General features: G+C 60.6%; 14 protein-coding genes. 3 read left to right on the forward strand and 11 right to left on the reverse strand.

Features of this window, described 5'->3' with window-relative positions; genetic code table 11:
• Window positions 1-342 precede the first annotated feature (342 nt).
• The 5 genes from DK871_RS26755 to xerD form a co-directional block, all read right to left on the reverse strand.
• Complete coding sequence (locus DK871_RS26755; RefSeq protein ID WP_218581550.1) at window positions 343-3882, reverse strand: transporter substrate-binding domain-containing protein; 3540 nt, start codon at window positions 3880-3882, stop codon at window positions 343-345.
• Window positions 3883-4180: 298 nt separating this feature from the next.
• Window positions 4181-5590 carry a threonine synthase gene (thrC, locus tag DK871_RS26760; protein ID WP_161907273.1) on the reverse strand — a complete coding sequence of 470 codons (1410 nt, stop codon included), beginning with the start codon at window positions 5588-5590 and terminating at the stop codon, window positions 4181-4183.
• A 102-nt stretch (window positions 5591-5692) separates the two neighbouring features.
• Window positions 5693-6997, reverse strand: coding sequence for a homoserine dehydrogenase (locus DK871_RS26765; RefSeq protein ID WP_060763575.1), 1305 nt, complete (start codon window positions 6995-6997; stop codon window positions 5693-5695).
• Between the two features lie 128 nt (window positions 6998-7125).
• Window positions 7126-7857 carry a thioredoxin fold domain-containing protein gene (locus DK871_RS26770; RefSeq protein WP_005791088.1) on the reverse strand — a complete coding sequence of 244 codons (732 nt, stop codon included), beginning with the start codon at window positions 7855-7857 and terminating at the stop codon, window positions 7126-7128.
• Window positions 7858-8005: 148 nt separating this feature from the next.
• Entirely contained in the window at window positions 8006-8902 is an 897-nt protein-coding gene (gene xerD, locus DK871_RS26775; protein WP_161907274.1) for a site-specific tyrosine recombinase XerD, read from the reverse strand.
• A 107-nt stretch (window positions 8903-9009) separates the two neighbouring features.
• Between xerD and DK871_RS26780 the strand changes: the two genes are divergently transcribed.
• Window positions 9010-10818 (forward strand): sodium:proton antiporter, encoded by a 1809-nt coding sequence (locus DK871_RS26780; RefSeq protein ID WP_047711701.1) that lies wholly within the window; start codon window positions 9010-9012, stop codon window positions 10816-10818.
• Here DK871_RS26780 and DK871_RS26785 read toward each other — a convergent pair whose 3' ends face one another.
• The 6 genes from DK871_RS26785 to ffh form a co-directional block, all read right to left on the reverse strand.
• Window positions 10819-11232: an acyl-CoA thioesterase gene (locus DK871_RS26785; protein ID WP_161907275.1), complete on the reverse strand. Its 414-nt coding sequence runs from the start codon at window positions 11230-11232 to the stop codon at window positions 10819-10821.
• 82 nt (window positions 11233-11314) lie between these two features.
• Window positions 11315-11665, reverse strand: a complete 351-nt coding sequence (gene rplS, locus DK871_RS26790; protein WP_003175895.1) for a 50S ribosomal protein L19 — start codon at window positions 11663-11665, stop codon at window positions 11315-11317.
• A 45-nt stretch (window positions 11666-11710) separates the two neighbouring features.
• Window positions 11711-12484, reverse strand: a complete 774-nt coding sequence (gene trmD / locus DK871_RS26795; RefSeq protein ID WP_153475158.1) for a tRNA (guanosine(37)-N1)-methyltransferase TrmD — start codon at window positions 12482-12484, stop codon at window positions 11711-11713.
• The gene (gene rimM, locus DK871_RS26800; protein WP_003175898.1) at window positions 12466-13002 is read right to left on the reverse strand and encodes a ribosome maturation factor RimM; all 537 of its coding nucleotides are present in this window, start codon (window positions 13000-13002) and stop codon (window positions 12466-12468) included. The genes trmD and rimM overlap by 19 nt, the downstream gene beginning before the upstream one ends.
• A 5-nt stretch (window positions 13003-13007) precedes the next feature.
• Window positions 13008-13259, reverse strand: coding sequence for a 30S ribosomal protein S16 (rpsP, locus tag DK871_RS26805; RefSeq protein ID WP_003175899.1), 252 nt, complete (start codon window positions 13257-13259; stop codon window positions 13008-13010).
• Between the two features lie 251 nt (window positions 13260-13510).
• Window positions 13511-14887: a signal recognition particle protein gene (gene ffh / locus DK871_RS26810; protein ID WP_003193965.1), complete on the reverse strand. Its 1377-nt coding sequence runs from the start codon at window positions 14885-14887 to the stop codon at window positions 13511-13513.
• A gap of 232 nt (window positions 14888-15119) precedes the next feature.
• Between ffh and DK871_RS26815 the strand changes: the two genes are divergently transcribed.
• Both DK871_RS26815 and DK871_RS26820 read left to right on the forward strand, forming a co-directional pair.
• Entirely contained in the window at window positions 15120-15932 is an 813-nt protein-coding gene (locus tag DK871_RS26815) for an inner membrane protein YpjD (RefSeq protein WP_003193966.1), read from the forward strand.
• Between the two features lie 12 nt (window positions 15933-15944).
• Window positions 15945-17183 carry a transporter associated domain-containing protein gene (locus tag DK871_RS26820; RefSeq protein ID WP_161907276.1) on the forward strand — a complete coding sequence of 413 codons (1239 nt, stop codon included), beginning with the start codon at window positions 15945-15947 and terminating at the stop codon, window positions 17181-17183.
• Window positions 17184-17356: the final 173 nt, after the last annotated feature.

Genomic DNA, 17356 nt, shown 5'->3' on the forward strand with positions numbered 1-17356 from the left:
GCGCTTTGCTTACTTTCGCGCTTTTCGAAAGTGAGCCGCCGTCAGGGCGGAACCCTAAGTGGCCGTTACCTAAATAACGGATATGTACGCGGTCAAATCCAATATCCCGGTCGGCTGTCAGGCCGTCTTCGCAGGCAAGCCAGCTCCCACATTTGGACCGCGGCGCGTCAGGTAGATAAGCGTCGGCTATCCGGTCGTCACGGGAGCAAGCTCCCTCGCCACAGGTCCAGCGTCGCACCAAAGTTGTGTAGATACCTATGGCTATCGCAGGCAAGCCAGCTCCCACAGGGGATCTTCGTTGCCTTGAGCATTACGCTCGCTTAGCTGATCAGCATTAAGGTGTCAGGCATCCAGATAGGGTTGCAGGTCGCGACGAAACGCCTTGAGCACCTCGGACAAGCGCAACCAGGGTGCTTCAAGCTCGGCGCCGCGCTGCTCACGGGCGCACTGCTCGAGGGCGACGCAGGCCTTGGCGAGTGGCAGTGCATCCACCAGCGAGCAAATGCCCTTGAGCCGGTGCAGCGATGCATTCAAGCGTGCCATGTCACGCTCGGCCAGGGCGCCCGCCAATACCTCGTGTTCGTGGTCCAGGCTCTTGGCCAGTTCCTGCAACATGCTCTGCAGCACCGGCCCGTCGGCCTGGGTCATGGTGCGCAGGGCCTGGATATCGAACGAACGCAGGGGCGCCACGCGGGCCAGCACTTGGGTCCAGTGTTCCAGGGTCACGGGCTTGACCAGCAGTTCATCCATACCGGCGTCCTCGCAGCGGCGTTGTTCATCTTTCATGGCGTTCGCGGTGCAACCCACCAGCGCGCTGCGAGGCCTTTGCTCCTCGGCTTCGAGGCGCCGGATCGCCGCACTCAGGGCATAACCGGACATGCCGGGCATCTGGCAATCGGTGACCAGCACGTCAAAACGCTGCTCACGCCAGCGTTGCAACGCGGCCTCGGCCGACTCCAGGGCGACCACCTTGTGGCCGAGGAACTGCAACTGCTGCGCCAGCACCAGGCGGTTGGCCGCCAAATCGTCCACCACCAGCACCGACAGGCTACGCCCCGTCGGTGACAACGTCGCGGTGGGCGTTGCCGGCACATCATCGGTGCTGACCCGGTCCAGGCGCAGGTCAATGCACACCACCGTCCCCTCGCCCACCACACTATCGAGGTGAATGCTCCCGCCCATCAATTCCACCAGTTGCTTGCAGATACTCAGGCCCAGCCCGGTGCCGCCATGCTGCGCGGCGGTCAAGGCGCTAACCTGGGTAAACGGCTTGAACACCCGCGGCTGTTGCTCGGCGCTGATGCCCGGGCCGCTGTCCTTGACGCACAGGTGCAGGTATTCGGTATCGCGCTCATCCCGCTGGCAGGTCACGCTGAGGTGAACCCCGCCCCGCTCGGTGAATTTGAGCGCATTGCCCAACAGGTTGTGCATCACTTGGCGTAACCGCAGCGGATCGAACCAGTAATAGCCCTGAGCAGCCGGATCAAACGCCAGGGTCAGATGCAGGCCCTTCTGTCGCGCGGTGGCTTCGAACAGGCTCTGGATACCCTCGAAAAAACCCTTGAGTTCAGTGGTCTGTGGCGCCAGTTGCAGGTGACCGGCCTCGATCTTGGCCAAGTCCAGGCTGTCGCCCATCAGCGCAATCAGCTCGCGCGCCGAACGATGGGCCACTTGCAGCGCCTCGGAAACCGGCTGGCCGCTTGCCAGGCAACGCTCTTGCTCCAGTTCGAGCAAGCCAATGATGGCGGTCATGGGGGTGCGAATCTCATGGCTCAAGGCCGAGAGAAATGCACTTTTGGCGTAGTTCGCCTCATCGGCGGCCTGGCGAGCATCCATCAACTGGCGCTCCAGGTCTTTGCGTTCGTTGATATCGATCCAGCCGCCCAACAACCCCTGCAAGCGGCCCTGTGCGTCGAAAAAGGGCACGGTCCACTGATAGACGTGATAAGTGCCGCCATTGAGCTCCAATTGCCGGTCGACAAACAACGGCTGCTGCGTGGCCAATTGCTCCATGTGCCCTTCGTGCAGGCGCGCCGCTGTGGCGTCGGGCACAACCTTGCTTTCCATCAGCGTCAGGCCCTGGATCAGCTCCAGCCGGGTCGCCAGTTGCTGTTCATAGCTTTTGTTGCAGGTGACCAGCCGCCCATCCAGGTCGCGGACGAACAGCGGGTTGGGCATGCCGTCGAGCAATGCGCGCTTGAACGCCAGCTGGTCATTGAGCCGTTGCTCGGCCTCCAGCCGTTGGCGAATCTGGCGCTTGAGCCGGCTGTTCCATACCAACGACACCAACACAAACAGCAGCGCCGTGGCCACCGTCCAATAGGCCCATAGCGGTACGCGTTGCCAGGCCGGCAGCGGAATCGCCACGGCACCGATCCAACGCAAGCGCAACGCACTCAGCTCAGCCACCGGCAGCGCCTCCAGGGCTTTATTCAAAATGCTCAGCAGCTCAGGTTGGTCCTTGCGCACCGACAGGCAGTTGGACGACCACTTGCCATCGACACTGCGGCCGATACGCAGGCCATCTTCCGGGTAACTTTGCACTTCCACTTCAGTTTGAATGGTCGCGGCCGCCTCGCCCCGTCGTACCAGCTCACGGGCCTGGTTGTAATTGTCCACCAGGCGCAACGTGATGTTCGGATGCGCGTGGCGAATATGATTTTCCAGTACATGACGTGCCGGCAGCGCCAGCACCTTGCCGTCCAACTGCTTCAAGCCAGTGAGCGGCGCGGCATCGGCACGCTCGACAAACACCCAGCCGGACCCGCCATATCCATGGCTGAAGTTGAGCACTGTGCTGCGCTCGCGGTTAACAGCCAGGGTCGTGTTCATCTGCGCCCTGCCCGTTTCCAGCCATTCCAGGGTTTGCGCGGTGGAGTGCACCTCTTCAAAGACAAACTGCAAACCGGTCATGCGCGTGATGCGATGCAACAAATCCACATTCAAGCCCACCCAGTGGCCGTCCTTATCCTTGAATATGTAAGGCGACATCTGCTGGGCCACCACCACGACATGGGGATGCTCGCGCACCCAGGCCTGTTCCGACGCCGACAACGCAATGCGCTCACCACTGATACCGACGCCGAGCCCGGTGGTCCAGCGTGCGAGGATTTCCCGCTGCACCGACTCGTCGAGGCTTGCCAGCGCGCGGTTCATCATGGCCCCCAGCAACGGATCGGCCTGGCGGGTGGCGAAGGCAAAACCGATGGGCGCCAGCCGGCTCTGCTCCTTGATCTGCAACCCCAGGTAAGGCCGCAGCGATTTATAGGCGCGCACAATTACTTCATTGCCGATAAACGCATCGACGTCGCCCTGCTTCAAGGCTTCTAGGCCGCTGTAGAGGTTGGGCGCGAGCATGATGTGGCTGTCGGGATACGCCGCGTGAACCTTCTGCACGTTGGCGTAGCCGTCGAGTAATACCAGCTTCTTGCCGGCCAGATCGTCGCCTTGGGTATCGTCGCGACGCAGCACCACCACCGAGCGGTCGGGCATGTAGTCCGGGGTGAATTGCAGGCCAGGTACGTCACGCTCGTAACCATTGGCACTGGTGAGAATATCGATGGTGCCATTGCGCAGCGCTTCAACCGCCTGGGCGCGCTCGGAGAAGCCCAGCACTTGCATGGGCACGCCCAGCCGCGCGCCGACCAGGCTCAAGTAATCGGCGCTGATGCCCTGGTAGCGATTGCGGTCGCGGGTGATGTCGATCGGCTGGTAGTCATCTATCGAGATCCCCACCTTCAACGTGCGATGCGCCCCCAGCCACTGCTGCTCCGTTGGCGCCAGCGGCATAGGTTCAAGCGCGATAAACGCCGGCACCAGTTTGAACGGCAGGCTGACGGCGGCCAGGCTCATGGGCACCTGAATGAGCCACAACAGGCACATCAGCTTGAACGTCCATCGGATCAAAACCTGCACCGGTTGGGTTTCCTTGATTGGGCGAATGGGCAAGTATGGCTCGCCAGAATGAAAAAGCCCGTCACGAGGACGGGCTTGGCCGACTGCAAAAAAGCTGAATGCATACCTGTAGCAGCCTGATATCCGCCTCATGGTCAGCGGGTGAGTTAGCTAAATGTGGGAGCCGGGGTTGCCCGCGATGCAGACGCCTCGGTATTCAGTCGTACCGAGGCGCCTGCATCGCAGGCAAGCCAGCTCCCACACAAACCCGCTACCCCATTCTTGATTAGAGCGGCTTGCCCCGATTGCCATGCTGGCTGACGAACGCCTGCACCGCCTTCAGGTCATTGGCCAACACGGTGCAGCGCTCTTCGCGCTCGAACAGGTCGGTCAAATGCTCCGGCAACTCCAGGGCCTTGCCAATGCCGGCCTTCTCCACCGCTTCCGGGAACTTGACCGGGTGCGCGGTACCGAGGATCACCATTGGAATATCCAGGCTGCGGCGACACTCACGGGCGGCTTTCACGCCGATGGCCGTATGCGGGTCGAGCACTTCGCCGGTCTCGGCGTAGACTTGCGCGATGGTTTCGCAGGTCTGCGCGTCGTCCACGGCCAGGGAATCGAACAGCTTGCGGGTTTCGGTCCAGCGCTCTTGCTCGACGCTGAAGCCGCCACCTTGCTTGAAGCTATTCATCAGCTCGGCCAGGGCTGCGCCGTTGCGACCGTGCATGTCGAACAGCAGGCGCTCGAAGTTCGACGACACCATGATGTCCATGGACGGCGACAGCGTGGCGTGCAGGGTTTCCTTCACGTACTGGTTGCCGCTCATGAAGCGATGCAGGATGTCGTTGCGGTTGGTGGCGACGATCAACTGGTTGATCGGCAGGCCCATATTGCGCGCCAGGTAACCGGCGAAAATATCGCCGAAGTTGCCGGTCGGCACCGAGAACGACACCGAACGCGCCGGGCCGCCCAACTGCAGCGAAGCGTGGAAGTAGTAGACGATCTGGGCCATGATCCGCGCCCAGTTGATCGAGTTGACCGCCACCAGGCGCGTGCCCTTGAGGAAGCTCTGGTCAGCGAAGCTGTTCTTGACCATTTCCTGACAGTCATCGAAGTTGCCTTCGATGGCGATGTTGTGGATGTTCTCACCGAAGATGGTGGTCATCTGGCGACGCTGCACTTCGGACACACGCTTGTGCGGGTGCAGGATGAAGATGTCGACGTTTTCGCAGTGCTTGCACCCTTCGATGGCCGCCGAGCCGGTGTCACCGGAGGTGGCGCCGATGATCACCACGCGCTCGCCGCGCTTTTCCAGCACGTAGTCGAGCAGGCGACCGAGCAGTTGCAGGGCGAAGTCCTTGAACGCCAGGGTCGGGCCGTGGAACAGCTCCAGTACCCACTCATTGCCGTTCAATTGGCGCAGGGGCGCAATGGCGCTGTGGGCAAACACGCCGTACGTCTCTTCCAGAATCTTTTTGAAGTCCGCATCCGGAATGCTGCCGGTCACGAACGGGCGCATCACTCGGAAGGCCAGCTCGTGATATGGCAGGCCGGCCCAGGAGGCGATTTCTTCCTGGGTGAAGCGTGGCAGGTTTTCCGGCACGTACAGGCCGCCGTCGGTGGCAAGGCCTGCCAGCAGAACGTCTTCGAAATTCAGGGCCGGTGCCTGGCCGCGGGTGCTGATATAACGCATAGAAGCAAACCTTTGGTTGAGCTTCAAGCTTCAAGTTACAAGCTGCAAGCTAAAGCTAATCGGCTTTAACTTACAGCTTGTAGCTAACAGCTTGCAGCTGGATTAATTCAAATGTTCGACGCGAATCCGGACTACCGGCCCTACTACGCCCTGGAGAGCTTCGAGAGCCTCAATGGCATCGTTGATGTGCTGTTCGAGCACGCGGTGGGTCAGCAGGATCATCGGCACTTGGCCGTTTTGCTCCTCGACTTCCTTCTGCATGATCGACTCGATGTTGATACCGCGCTCCGACAGGATGCTGGCTACCTGCGCCAACACACCTGGATGGTCCTGGGCCTGGATGCGCAGGTAGTAGGCACTTTCGCAGGCTTCGATCGGCAGGATCGGGTGGGCCGACAGCGAGTCCGGCTGGAAGGCCAGGTGCGGCACGCGGTTTTCCGGGTCGCTGGTCATGGCGCGAACCACGTCCACCAGGTCGGCGATTACCGACGACGCGGTCGGCTCCATGCCGGCACCGGCGCCGTAGAACAGGGTGGAACCGGCGGCGTCGCCGTTGACCATCACCGCGTTCATCACGCCGTTGACGTTGGCGATCAGGCGGTCGGCCGGGATCAGCGTCGGGTGAACCCGCAACTCGATGCCCGCCGGGGTGCTGCGTGCCACGCCCAGGTGCTTGATGCGGTAGCCCAGGGCTTCGGCGTAGTTGACGTCGGCGGTGGTCAGCTTGGTGATGCCTTCGGTGTAGGCCTTGTCGAACTGCAGCGGGATACCAAAGGCGATGGAGGCCAGGATGGTCAGCTTGTGGGCGGCGTCGATGCCTTCCACGTCGAACGTCGGGTCGGCTTCGGCGTAACCCAGGGCCTGGGCTTCGGCCAGCACGTCTTCGAAGGTACGGCCCTTCTCGCGCATTTCGGTGAGGATGAAGTTACCGGTGCCGTTGATGATGCCGGCCACCCAGTTGATGCGATTGGCGGACAGGCCTTCACGGATCGCCTTGATCACCGGGATACCACCGGCCACCGCGGCTTCGAACGCCACGATCACGCCCTTCTCGCGGGCCTTGGCGAAGATCTCGTTGCCGTGCACGGCGATCAGCGCCTTGTTGGCGGTGACCACGTGCTTGCCATTTTCGATGGCCTTGAGCACCAGCTCGCGGGCCACGGTGTAGCCGCCCACCAGCTCGATAACGATATCGATCTCAGGGTTGGTGGCCACGGCGAACACATCGTTGGTAATCGCAATACCGGTCGTTTCGAACTGAGGCTTTGGCGAACGCGTGGCAATCTGCGCCACTTCAATCCCGCGACCTGCGCGGCGGGAAATTTCTTCAGCGTTACGCTGAAGTACGTTGAAGGTACCGCCACCGACGGTCCCTAACCCACAGATGCCTACTTTGACCGGTTTCACTGAAGAACTCCCCATGAAACGGCCGACGCTAGGTCGGCCGTGAAAACAGCCGCACAACTGCGGCTCTCAATTAATGACCCGCCGACGGTTCGGCGGGCCATGATCGTCAAAGGCTCAACGATAAATGCTTACTTGGCACCCAGTGCCAGTTTGGCAACTTGCGGCGCCGGCTGGTAGCCCGGAATCACCTGGCCGTCGGCCAAAACGATGGCCGGTGTACCGTTCACACCAATGGACTGGCCCAGGGCGAACTGCTTGGAAACCGGGTTGGCGCATTTGGCCGACTTGATTTCCTTGCCATCGACCATCTTGTCCATGGCCGCTTTCTTGTCGGCCGAGCACCACACTGCCTGCAACTGCTCGTCACCCGGCGAACCCAGGCCCTGGCGCGGGAAGGCGACGTAGCGCACTTCCACACCCAGCTTGTTCAGCGCCGGGATCTCGGCGTGCAGCTTGTGGCAGTACGGGCATGTGGTGTCGGTGAACACGGTGATGTGGGTCTTGGTTTCGCCAATGGCGGGGTAAACCACGGTTTCAGCCACCGGGATGCCGTTGATCAACTTGGACACGCCCAGGCGCTCGGCCTTCTCGGTCAGATTGACCGGCTTGCCGTCCTTGAGTTGGAACAGGTAGCCCTGGACGATGTACTGGCCATCGGCACTGGCGTACAGCACGCGGCTGCCCTTGAGCTTGACTTCATACAGACCGGCCATGGGGCTGGCGCTGATGCTTTCGATGGGCGTGTCGAGCGCCAGGTTGGCCAGGCTCTTGCGGATGGTCTGCTCGGCCGCATCATCAGCGACCGCAAAGGTGGAAACCAACGCAATGGCTGCGGCGGCAATAATCTGGGTCAAGCGCATGGGAACTCCTGAAGGCAGAGGCAGGGACGGGAGCAGAATACTGATCTGGACCACAATGGATGCCGTCCCCTTTGCGAACCGGCAAAGCCTACCACAGTTGGGCGGGAGGGCAGCCCGCGACAGGTAAAATGGGCCATTTCTGACGGTTTTATCCGCGCGGGTGGTGCTTGGCGTGCATGTCCTGCAAACGTGCGCGTGCCACATGGGTGTAGATCTGGGTTGTGGATAAGTCGCTGTGCCCCAGCAGCATTTGCACCACGCGCAAATCCGCGCCGTGGTTGAGCAAATGGGTGGCAAATGCATGGCGCAGGGTGTGGGGTGACAGCGCCTTGCCGATGCCGGCCACTTTGGCCTGGTGCTTGATGCGGTGCCAGAAGGTCTGGCGGGTCATCTGCTCGCCGCGCTGGCTGGGAAACAGCACGTCGCTGGGGCGCCCGCCAAGCAGTTCGTGGCGCGCATCGCGCATGTAGCGCTCGACCCACACAATCGCCTCCTCGCCCATGGGCACCAGCCGCTCCTTGCTGCCCTTGCCCATCACGCGCAATACGCCCTGGCGCAGGTTGACCTGTTCCAGGGTCAGGCTGATCAGTTCGGTCACGCGCAGGCCGCAGGCGTAAAGCACTTCCAGCATGGCACGGTCGCGTTGGCCGATGGCTTCACTGAGATCCGGCGCGGCCAACAGGGCCTCCACGTCGGTTTCCGACAAAGACTTAGGAAGAGGCCTACCTAATTGCGGCATATCGATTTGTAGAGTTGGATCGGTCGCGATGAGTTTTTCCCGCAACAGATAGCGATAGAAGCCACGCACACCGGAGAGGAATCGCGCGGTAGAGCGCGGTTTGTAGTTCTGCTCCAGGCGCCAGGCCAGGTGATCGAGGATCAGCTCGCGCCCGGCATTGATCAGTTCAAGGTCTTTCTCCTGCAGCCAGCCGTTGAACAGCGCCAGGTCGCTGCGGTACGCCTGGCGTGTGTTGTCCGACAGGCCTTTTTCTAACCAGAGGGCGTCGAGGAAGCGGTCGATCAGGGGATGGTCAATGGCAGGCATGGGCACTCAAGCGACTTAGCACAAGGCAATACGCGAATTATTTAGTGAACTGTGGCAAGAGCCATTAGTCTTTCATAGCCCGCTAATTCAAGGAACAGGAAGCTTTAATGAACGAACAACAGATTTTGTTGGCTTTTGGCGGCATTGGCGTGGCCGCACTCGGCTGCCAGTGGCTGGCCTGGCGCCTGAAACTGCCAGCGATTCTGTTTCTTCTGCTGAGCGGGATTCTGGCAGGGCCGATACTCGGATGGCTCGACCCGCAGGAAATGTTCGGCCCTCTGTTGATGCCATTGGTGTCGTTGGCAGTGGCGCTGATCCTGTTTGAAGGCAGCCTGACCCTGCACCTGTCGGAATGGAAGGAAATCGGCAGCGTGGTGCATCGCTTGGTCACGGTTGGCGCCCTGTCAACCTGGGCAGTGATCACCCTGGCCACCCACTGGCTGCTGGGTTTTGACTGGATGCTGGCGCTGCTGTTCGGCACGCTGACACTGGTCACCGGCCCAACGGTGATCGTGCCCATGCTGCGCGTGGTGCGCCCCAAAGCGTCCATCGCCAATATCCTGCGCTGGGAAGGCATCGTCATCGACCCGATTGGCGCACTGCTCGCGGTAGTGGTGTATAGCTTCATCATCGCCAGTGCGTCGGGCGACGGCTTGAGCCACAGCCTGCTGACCTTCGGCGGCGTCATCCTCTGCGGCAGCCTGTTCGGCATCGCCGGTGGCTGGGTACTGGGGCAGATCATGCGCCGTCAGTGGTTGCCGGAATACCTGCATAACCTGGCGACACTGGCGGGCGTGCTGGGCATCTTCATTGCCTCCAACCAGGTGATGCATGAGTCCGGCCTGCTGGCGGTCACGCTGATGGGCATGTGGATGGCAAACATGAAAGGCGTGGATGTACGGCACATCCTGCACTTCAAGGAGAACCTCAGCGTGTTGCTGATTTCCGGGCTGTTCATCCTGCTGGCGGCACGCCTGGACCTGAACGCCATGATCGCCCTGGGCCCGTTCGTGTTGATCCTGCTGTTGATCATCCAATTCATTGCACGCCCATTGAACGTGGCGCTTTCGACCTTTGGCTCGGGGCTGAACTGGCGCGAGCGCGCGCTGTTGGCCTGGATCGCCCCAAGGGGCATCGTGGCGGCGGCGGTGTCAGCGATCTTTGCGATCCGCCTGGATGAGGCTGGCCACGAAGGCGCGTTGTTGCTGGTGCCGCTGACCTTCGCGGTGATCATCGGCACCGTGGTGCTGCAAAGCGCCACGGCACGACCCTTGGCCCGTCTGCTGAAAGTCGCTGAGCCGGCGCCCAGCGGCTTCCTGATCGTGGGTGCGAACGGCCCGGCGCGGGCGCTCGGCAAGGCGCTGCAGCAGTTGGGCAGCCGCGTACTGCTGACCGACTCAAGCTGGGAAAACATCCGCGCCAGTCGTATGGAAGGCTTGCCTACGTACTTCGGTAACCCGGCCTCCCAGCATGCCGAGTCCCATCTGGACCTGGTCGGCCTGGGGCATCTGCTTGCGCTCTCGCCTTCCGGCGAACTGAATGCCTTGGCCACCATGCGTTTTCGCCATGATTTCGGCCATCGCCTGTTCGCCCTGGCCAGCAGCCAGGAAAGCCGCCGCACCGACAAACACAAGGCCAGCCATGAACACCGTGGCCACTTGCTGGGCAGCCAACCCTTGAGCTACACCAAATTGGCCAGCCTGCTTGGCCAAGGCGCCGAGCTGTACAGCACTAGCCTCACCGACGGCTTTGGCTGGGAGCAGTACCAGGCGTTGCACGGGGAGCGCGCCACCTTGCTGTTTGCCCGGGACACCAGCGGCTGGGTGCACGTGGTCTCGCCCGAGAGCCACTTGAAGCCTGTAGCGGGCTGGACCTTGCTGGCAGTGATTCAACCGCAGGCCAGCACCGCCGAGTAATCAGTCAACAAACCCAGGCAGAACCGGTACAGGGCGTTTATCTGCGTCAATCGCGACGAAGCTGAACACGCCCTGGATCGCCTTTTGACGGCCATCAGCGCTCATGCTCTCCACGAACACTTCAACCTCGACCTTGAGGCTGGTGTTGCCAACCTTAATCACCCGGCCGATCAGCTCAACGATGGAGCCGGCCGGGATCGCGTGGTTGAAGTCGATGCGGTCGGTGGAGACCGTCACCAAAGGCAAGCGGCAGAAACGCGTGGCGGTGATGAACGACACTTCGTCCATCCATGCCAAGGCGGTGCCGCCGAACAGGGTGTTGTGGTGGTTGGTGGTGGGCGGGAACACGGCCTTGGTCACGTGGGTGACGGACAGGTCGGTGCGGCGCTGGATTTCTTCGAGGCGGGTGGTCATGGGTCAATACCAACAAATAGGCAAATTTCAGGCACAAAAAAGCAGCCCGTAGGCTGCTTTTTTCTGCATCGGGAAGCTGGACTTAAGCCAGTTTTTCCTTGATGCGAGCTGCTTTACCGGACAGGTCACGCAGGTAGTACAGCTTGGCTTTACGTACGTCACCGCGACGCTTGACGGCCATGCTGTCGATTTGCGGGCTGTAGGTCTGGAAAGTACGCTCTACGCCAACACCGTTGGAGATTTTACGAACAGTGAAAGCACTGTTCACACCACGGTTACGCTTGGCGATTACCACGCCTTCGAACGCTTGCAGACGCGAACGGTCGCCTTCCTTCACTTTCACCTGAACGACAATGGTGTCGCCCGGGGCAAAGGTAGGGATCTCTTTGGTCATCTGCTCTGCTTCGAGTGCAAGGATGATTTTGTTAGTCATGCTGTGCTCCTAAGGTAAGTCAATGGACCTACCATCGATACGTTGTTAACTATCGTCCCGCGCGAGGATGTATTCCTCGAGCAGCTTCTTCTCTTCTCCAGAAAGCGAGCGGCTTTCCAGAAGATCGGCGCGTCGTTCATAGGTCCGACCAAGGGACTGCTGTAAACGCCAACGCCGGATGTGTGCGTGATTGCCACTTAGCAATACGTCGGGAACACGCTGATCCACATACACCTCCGGACGGGTGTAGTGCGGGCAATCCAGCAAACCATCCGTGAAGGAATCTTCCTCCGCGGAGTCCGCATGCCCTAAAGCTCCGGGCAGCAGTCGTGTAACCGCATCTATCAGGACCATCGCAGGCAGCTCGCCGCCAGACAATACATAGTCCCCAATCGACCACTCTTCATCGACATGAGCTTCAATAAAACGCTCGTCAATGCCTTCATAGCGACCGGCAATCAGGATCAAACTTTCCTCATTCGCCAGTTCGCGTACCGCCGCCTGTTTCAGCTGACGGCCTTGAGGGGACAGGTAAATTACCTTCGCCTTCTCCCCGGCGGCTGCCTTGGCCTGAACCAACGCATCTTCCAGGGGCTTGATCTTCATCACCATGCCCGGGCCACCGCCAAATGGGCGATCGTCCACAGTGTGATGTCGATCCGTCGTGTAGTCTCGCGGGTTCCAACAGGTGAGCTGCAACAGCCCCTGTTTCACCGCCCGACTGGTGATGCCGTACTCGCTGATGGCGGAAAACATCTCGGGAAACAAACTGATCACTTCAATGCGCAAATTAGCCACGCTTAGAAGTCCGCGTCCCATTCCACCTTCATCTCGCCCGCTGCCAGGTCGACGGCCAACACGCATTGCTCGGTATAGGGCAACAGGCGTTCACGGTCATCCAGGCTGCCAGCGCAAGGCTTGACCACCATTACATCATTGGCGCCGGTTTCCAGAAGATGATCGATTTTCCCCAGCAATTGCCCGAGTTGATCAATAACCTTCAGACCTTCCAGCTGGTACCAGTAGTACTCGCCGTCGGTCAATTCAGGGAACAGGTTGCGCGGCACGCAGATCTCATAACCAGCCAGAAGACGAGCTTCTTCACGATCATCAAGACCCTTGAGCTTTGCGACCAGGAACTTGTCGCTCCCGCGTCCACTGACCAGCTCTACCTGTTTCACACTCCCTTCGCGCTTGAGCGTCCAGGTCTTGTACTGCAACAGGTTTTCAGTCGGATCAGTAAAGGAATACACCTTCACTTCGCCGCGAACGCCATGAACAGAGTAAATCTTGCCGATAACGATCAAATCATCAGCAACAGCTGGCGTCGCGTTCATATTGCTCAGGCTGCGGCCTTAGCCGAGTCCTTCAACAGTTTTGCAACGCGCTCGGATGGCTGTGCGCCAACGCTCAGCCAGTAGGCTACGCGCTCTTGGTTCACGGACAGACGAACTTCTTGACCACGAGCAACAGGGTTGAAGAAACCAACCTGTTCCTTGTGCGAACCGTCACGCGGGTTGCGGCTGTCGGTTACGGTCAAGTGGTAAAACGGGCGCTTTTTGGAGCCGCCAAGGGCAAGACGGATTGTTAGCATGTGAACATCGTTCCTGTAGTCGGTGCTGCAAATCTAAATGCACAGCGGGCATAGGTGCCCGAAAGGCCGCATATTCTAAGGAATATCCGGACTTTTGCAAATGTCTTTTTCTGGCGCCTATCAGCGTGCCATTCAGATCTGCTATAGAGCCGTCGGTTAAAACGGCGAGTCAGCGCCCGCCAACGGCGGGTTTGCTGGAGATCCCACATCCTTGTGGGGCGGAGCGCAAGCAAGGCTTACGCTCGAATACTTTACATTTTAGGCATGCCGCCGCCGGGCAACATACCGCCCATGCCGCGCATCATCTTGGCCATACCGCCCTTGGCGGAGAATTTCTTCATCATCTTCTGCATCTGCTTGTGTTGCTTGATCAAGCGACCGATGTCCTGCACCTGGGTGCCGGAACCCATGGCGATCCGGCGCTTGCGCGAACCGCTGATCAGCTCAGGGTCGCGGCGCTCGGCCGGGGTCATGGAGTTGATGATGGCTTCCATCTGCTTGAACTGCTTCTCTGCCGCGCCCTGAGCGTTGCCCATTTGCGCCAGGTTTACACCGCCGATGTTGGGCAGCTTGTCCATCAGGCCGCCGAGGCCGCCCATGTTCTTCATTTGTTGCAGCTGGTCGCGGAAGTCTTCGAGGTCGAAGCCCTTGCCCTTCTTCAGCTTCTTGGCCAGTTTGTCGGCCTTGTCCTTGTCGAGCGTGGCTTCGGCCTGCTCGATCAGGCTGAGCACGTCACCCATGCCGAGAATGCGCGAGGCGATACGCTCAGGGTGGAACGGCTCTAGCGCTTCGCTCTTCTCGCCCATACCAATGAACTTGATCGGCTTGCCAGTAATGGCACGTACCGACAGCGCGGCACCGCCACGGGCGTCGCCGTCGACCTTGGTAAGGATCACGCCAGTCAGCGGCAGCGCGTCACCAAAGGCCTTGGCGGTGTTGGCCGCATCCTGGCCGGTCATGGCGTCGACCACGAACAGGGTCTCGACCGGGTTGATCGCGGCATGCAGCGCCTTGATCTCGCCCATCATCTCTTCGTCGATGTGCAGGCGACCGGCGGTATCGACGATAACCACGTCGATGAACTTGAGCTTGGCTTCTTTAATAGCGGCGTTGGCGATGTCGACCGGCTTCTGGCTCAGGTCGGACGGGAAGAAGGTCACGCCCACTTCGCCCGCGAGCATTTCCAACTGCTTGATGGCCGCCGGACGGTACACGTCGGCCGATACCACCATCACGGATTTCTTCTTGCGCTCTTTAAGGAAGCGCGCCAGTTTGCCGGCGGTGGTGGTTTTACCCGCACCTTGCAAACCCGCCATCAGCACGACGGCTGGCGGCACGGCGCTGAGGTTCAGGTCTTCGTTGGCCGCGCCCATCAGGCTTTCGAGTTCGGCCTGGACGATCTTCACAAAGGCCTGGCCCGGGGTCAGACTGCGGGACACTTCGGTGCCGACCGCACGCTCCTTGACCGAGTTGACGAAGTCCTTCACCACCGGCAAAGCCACGTCGGCTTCCAGCAACGCCATGCGCACTTCACGCAGGGTGTCTTTAATATTGTCCTCGGTCAGCTTGGCCTTGCCGGTAACGTGGCGCAGCGTCTGCGAGAGACGGTCAGTCAAGTTTTCAAACATGCGCGATCCTTTCAGGCCCTATTCATCGAAATGCAGGTAGACCGAGGTAATGGCGGCCCAGGCTGGGGGAAATCGCTATTAACAACAGCGTTCGCCGAGCCTGCGGCGTGGGCAGGTCGCGGATTATAGCGAAGACTGCGCCCATGCACACCCGCTGTCTGGCCTGGGAGTCTTTCGTGCAACGCAGGTGTGTGCCAAACTCAACGCCTTTCGGGCTTGCCTACCAGGATTTATGCTCCCTTTGTCACCCAGTTTGCTACCCAGCCTCGCCGCCGCCATTTTGTATGCCGCTGCGACCCTCTATCAGGGCACTCGTCTGGCCCAAGGCGCCAAAGCGGACAAACGTCTGCTCGTCGGCCTTGGCGTGCTGGCCCTGCTGGCCCATGCCGCCAGCCTGTTCACCCACCTGATGACCCCGGTCGGCCTGGGCCTGGACTTTTTCAGCGCCGCCAGCCTGATCGCCGCGGCCGTCATCGCGCTGACGCTGCTGGCCTGCTACCGGATTCCGGTGGAGAACCTGCTGGTGCTGCTGTTCCCCCTGGGAATGCTGACGGTGCTGCTGGCGCAGTTCACCCCCACCGGCACCGTACAGGTGATTGACGAGGAGCCGGGCATCCTCGCCCACATCCTGTTGTCGATCCTCGCCTACGGCATGTTCACCATCGCGGTGTTCCAGGCCCTGCTCCTGCTGCTGCAGGATCACCAGCTCAAGCACAAGCACCCGTCGGGGCTGATCAAGAACTTCCCGCCCCTGCAAACCATGGAAAGCCTGCTGTTCGGGTTCCTGTGGGCCGGTTGGACCCTGCTGTCGCTGTCGCTGATCTCCGGTTGGCTGTTCGTCGAAAACCTGTTTGCCCAGCACCTGGTCCATAAAACCTTGCTGGCGTGCCTGGCGTGGGTGGTGTTCAGCGTGCTGCTGTGGGGGCGCAACCGCCTCGGCTGGCGCGGGCACAAGGCCATTCGCTGGACCCTGGCCGGTTTCTGCCTGTTGATGCTGGCCTATTTCGGCAGCAAGCTGGTTCGCGAATACATCCTGCATATCTGACGGGCAGTGATCATGGACAACTTGCCCTTAGGGCCGATGCTCGCCGTAATTGCCCTGCTGATTTTGTGGGCGGCGCTGTTTACTGCCATAGAAGCTGCACAACAACACCTGCTGGCCCTGCGCCCAGGCACACGCCAGGGCGACAAGGCGGCTGCGCGCCTGAGCTTCCCGCGCCATAGCCTGATCCTGTGCAACAGCCTGTGCCGCGCCGCCGTAGTGATTCTTTGCACCCTGCTGGCGATCTATGCCTGGGCAGAGAACGGGCCCTGGCTGGGCTGGCTGATTTCCTGCGCAGCGCTGCTGGTGCTGGCCGACTACTTGCCCCGTACCCTGGCCACCCGTCACCCGCAAGCAGTGCTGGGCTTTGGCAATACATTGCTGGGCGTGCCGCTGAAGATCCTCTACCCGCTGGCGTGGCTGCTCAATGGCATCAGCCTGCTGTTATTGCGCCCGTTTGCACGCAAATCCGGTGTGGTGAAAAACAGCGACGAGCCGCTGCCCGACCATGACGACGATCCAGAACCCGACACCGACGCCGACCGTACGCCCGGCCTACCCGGTATCCATGCCCTGGACAACATCACGGTCAATGACATCCTGGTGCCGCGCAGCGAAGTGGACGGCATCAACCTCGATGAGCCGATAGAAGACATCATCGAACAGTTGCGCACCTCGCCACGCACCCGCTTGCCGGTGTTCCACAGCGACATCAACCAGGTGCAGGCCGTGCTCAATACCCGGCAGATCCAACACCTGCTGCCTGACGCCAGCCTGACCAAAGAGGCCCTGCTCGCCGCCTGCCACGAGCCTTACTTCGTGCCGGAAAGCACGCCGTTGCAGCTGCAACTGCTGAACTTCCACAAACAGCAGCGGCGCCTGGGGATGGTGGTGGACGAGTACGGTGAAGTGCTGGGCATCGTCACCCTGGAAGATATCCTGGAAGAGATCGTCGGCGAATTCGAAAGCGATCAGGCGGTGGATAACCCGCATGTCGAAGCCCAGCCCGATGGTCGCTACATCATCGACGGCGCCGCCTCGATCCGCGAACTGAACAAAAGCCTGGGTTGGCACCTGCCCAGCGACGGCCCCAAGACCCTCAACGGCCTGGTCACCGAGGCGCTGGAGACCATTCCCGATTGCGCGGTGTGCCTGAAAGTCGGCCGTTATCGCCTGGAAATCCTCGAGACCGAGGACAACCGGGTGAGCAAGGTATTGATCTGGCATACCAGCCACGTGCCAGTGGCCGCCTGACCTCAGCAGGCTCAACCCGGTCAATGTGGGAGCTGGCTTGTGTGGGAGCCGGGCTTGCCCGCGATGCAGGCACTTAGGTGCATCAGTCACACCGCAGTGATGCTATCGCAGGCAAGCCAGCTCTTATCAAACAAAAAATAACTCATTGTTTTTGCTCTTAAAAATCACGCCGC

It is taken from the genome of Pseudomonas sp. L13, assembly GCF_009935965.1.
In the GTDB taxonomy this organism is placed as follows: domain Bacteria; phylum Pseudomonadota; class Gammaproteobacteria; order Pseudomonadales; family Pseudomonadaceae; genus Aquipseudomonas; species Aquipseudomonas lactis.

Bases quoted from the DNA above. Each gene is read 5' to 3' on its own strand.
- DK871_RS26755 (WP_218581550.1), bottom strand. From the start codon at position 3,882: ATGTGCCTGTTGTGGCTCATTCAGGTGCCCATGAGCCTGGCCGCCGTC.
- xerD (WP_161907274.1), bottom strand. From the start codon at position 8,902: ATGCCTGCCATTGACCATCCCCTGATCGACCGCTTCCTCGACGCCCTC.
- rplS (WP_003175895.1), bottom strand. From the start codon at position 11,665: ATGACTAACAAAATCATCCTTGCACTCGAAGCAGAGCAGATGACCAAA.
- thrC (WP_161907273.1), bottom strand. From the start codon at position 5,590: ATGCGTTATATCAGCACCCGCGGCCAGGCACCGGCCCTGAATTTCGAA.
- trmD (WP_153475158.1), bottom strand. From the start codon at position 12,484: ATGGGACGCGGACTTCTAAGCGTGGCTAATTTGCGCATTGAAGTGATC.
- rimM (WP_003175898.1), bottom strand. From the start codon at position 13,002: ATGAACGCGACGCCAGCTGTTGCTGATGATTTGATCGTTATCGGCAAG.
- DK871_RS26780 (WP_047711701.1), top strand. From the start codon at position 9,010: ATGAACGAACAACAGATTTTGTTGGCTTTTGGCGGCATTGGCGTGGCC.
- DK871_RS26785 (WP_161907275.1), bottom strand. From the start codon at position 11,232: ATGACCACCCGCCTCGAAGAAATCCAGCGCCGCACCGACCTGTCCGTC.
- DK871_RS26820 (WP_161907276.1), top strand. From the start codon at position 15,945: ATGGACAACTTGCCCTTAGGGCCGATGCTCGCCGTAATTGCCCTGCTG.
- DK871_RS26770 (WP_005791088.1), bottom strand. From the start codon at position 7,857: ATGCGCTTGACCCAGATTATTGCCGCCGCAGCCATTGCGTTGGTTTCC.
- ffh (WP_003193965.1), bottom strand. From the start codon at position 14,887: ATGTTTGAAAACTTGACTGACCGTCTCTCGCAGACGCTGCGCCACGTT.
- DK871_RS26815 (WP_003193966.1), top strand. From the start codon at position 15,120: ATGCTCCCTTTGTCACCCAGTTTGCTACCCAGCCTCGCCGCCGCCATT.
- rpsP (WP_003175899.1), bottom strand. From the start codon at position 13,259: ATGCTAACAATCCGTCTTGCCCTTGGCGGCTCCAAAAAGCGCCCGTTT.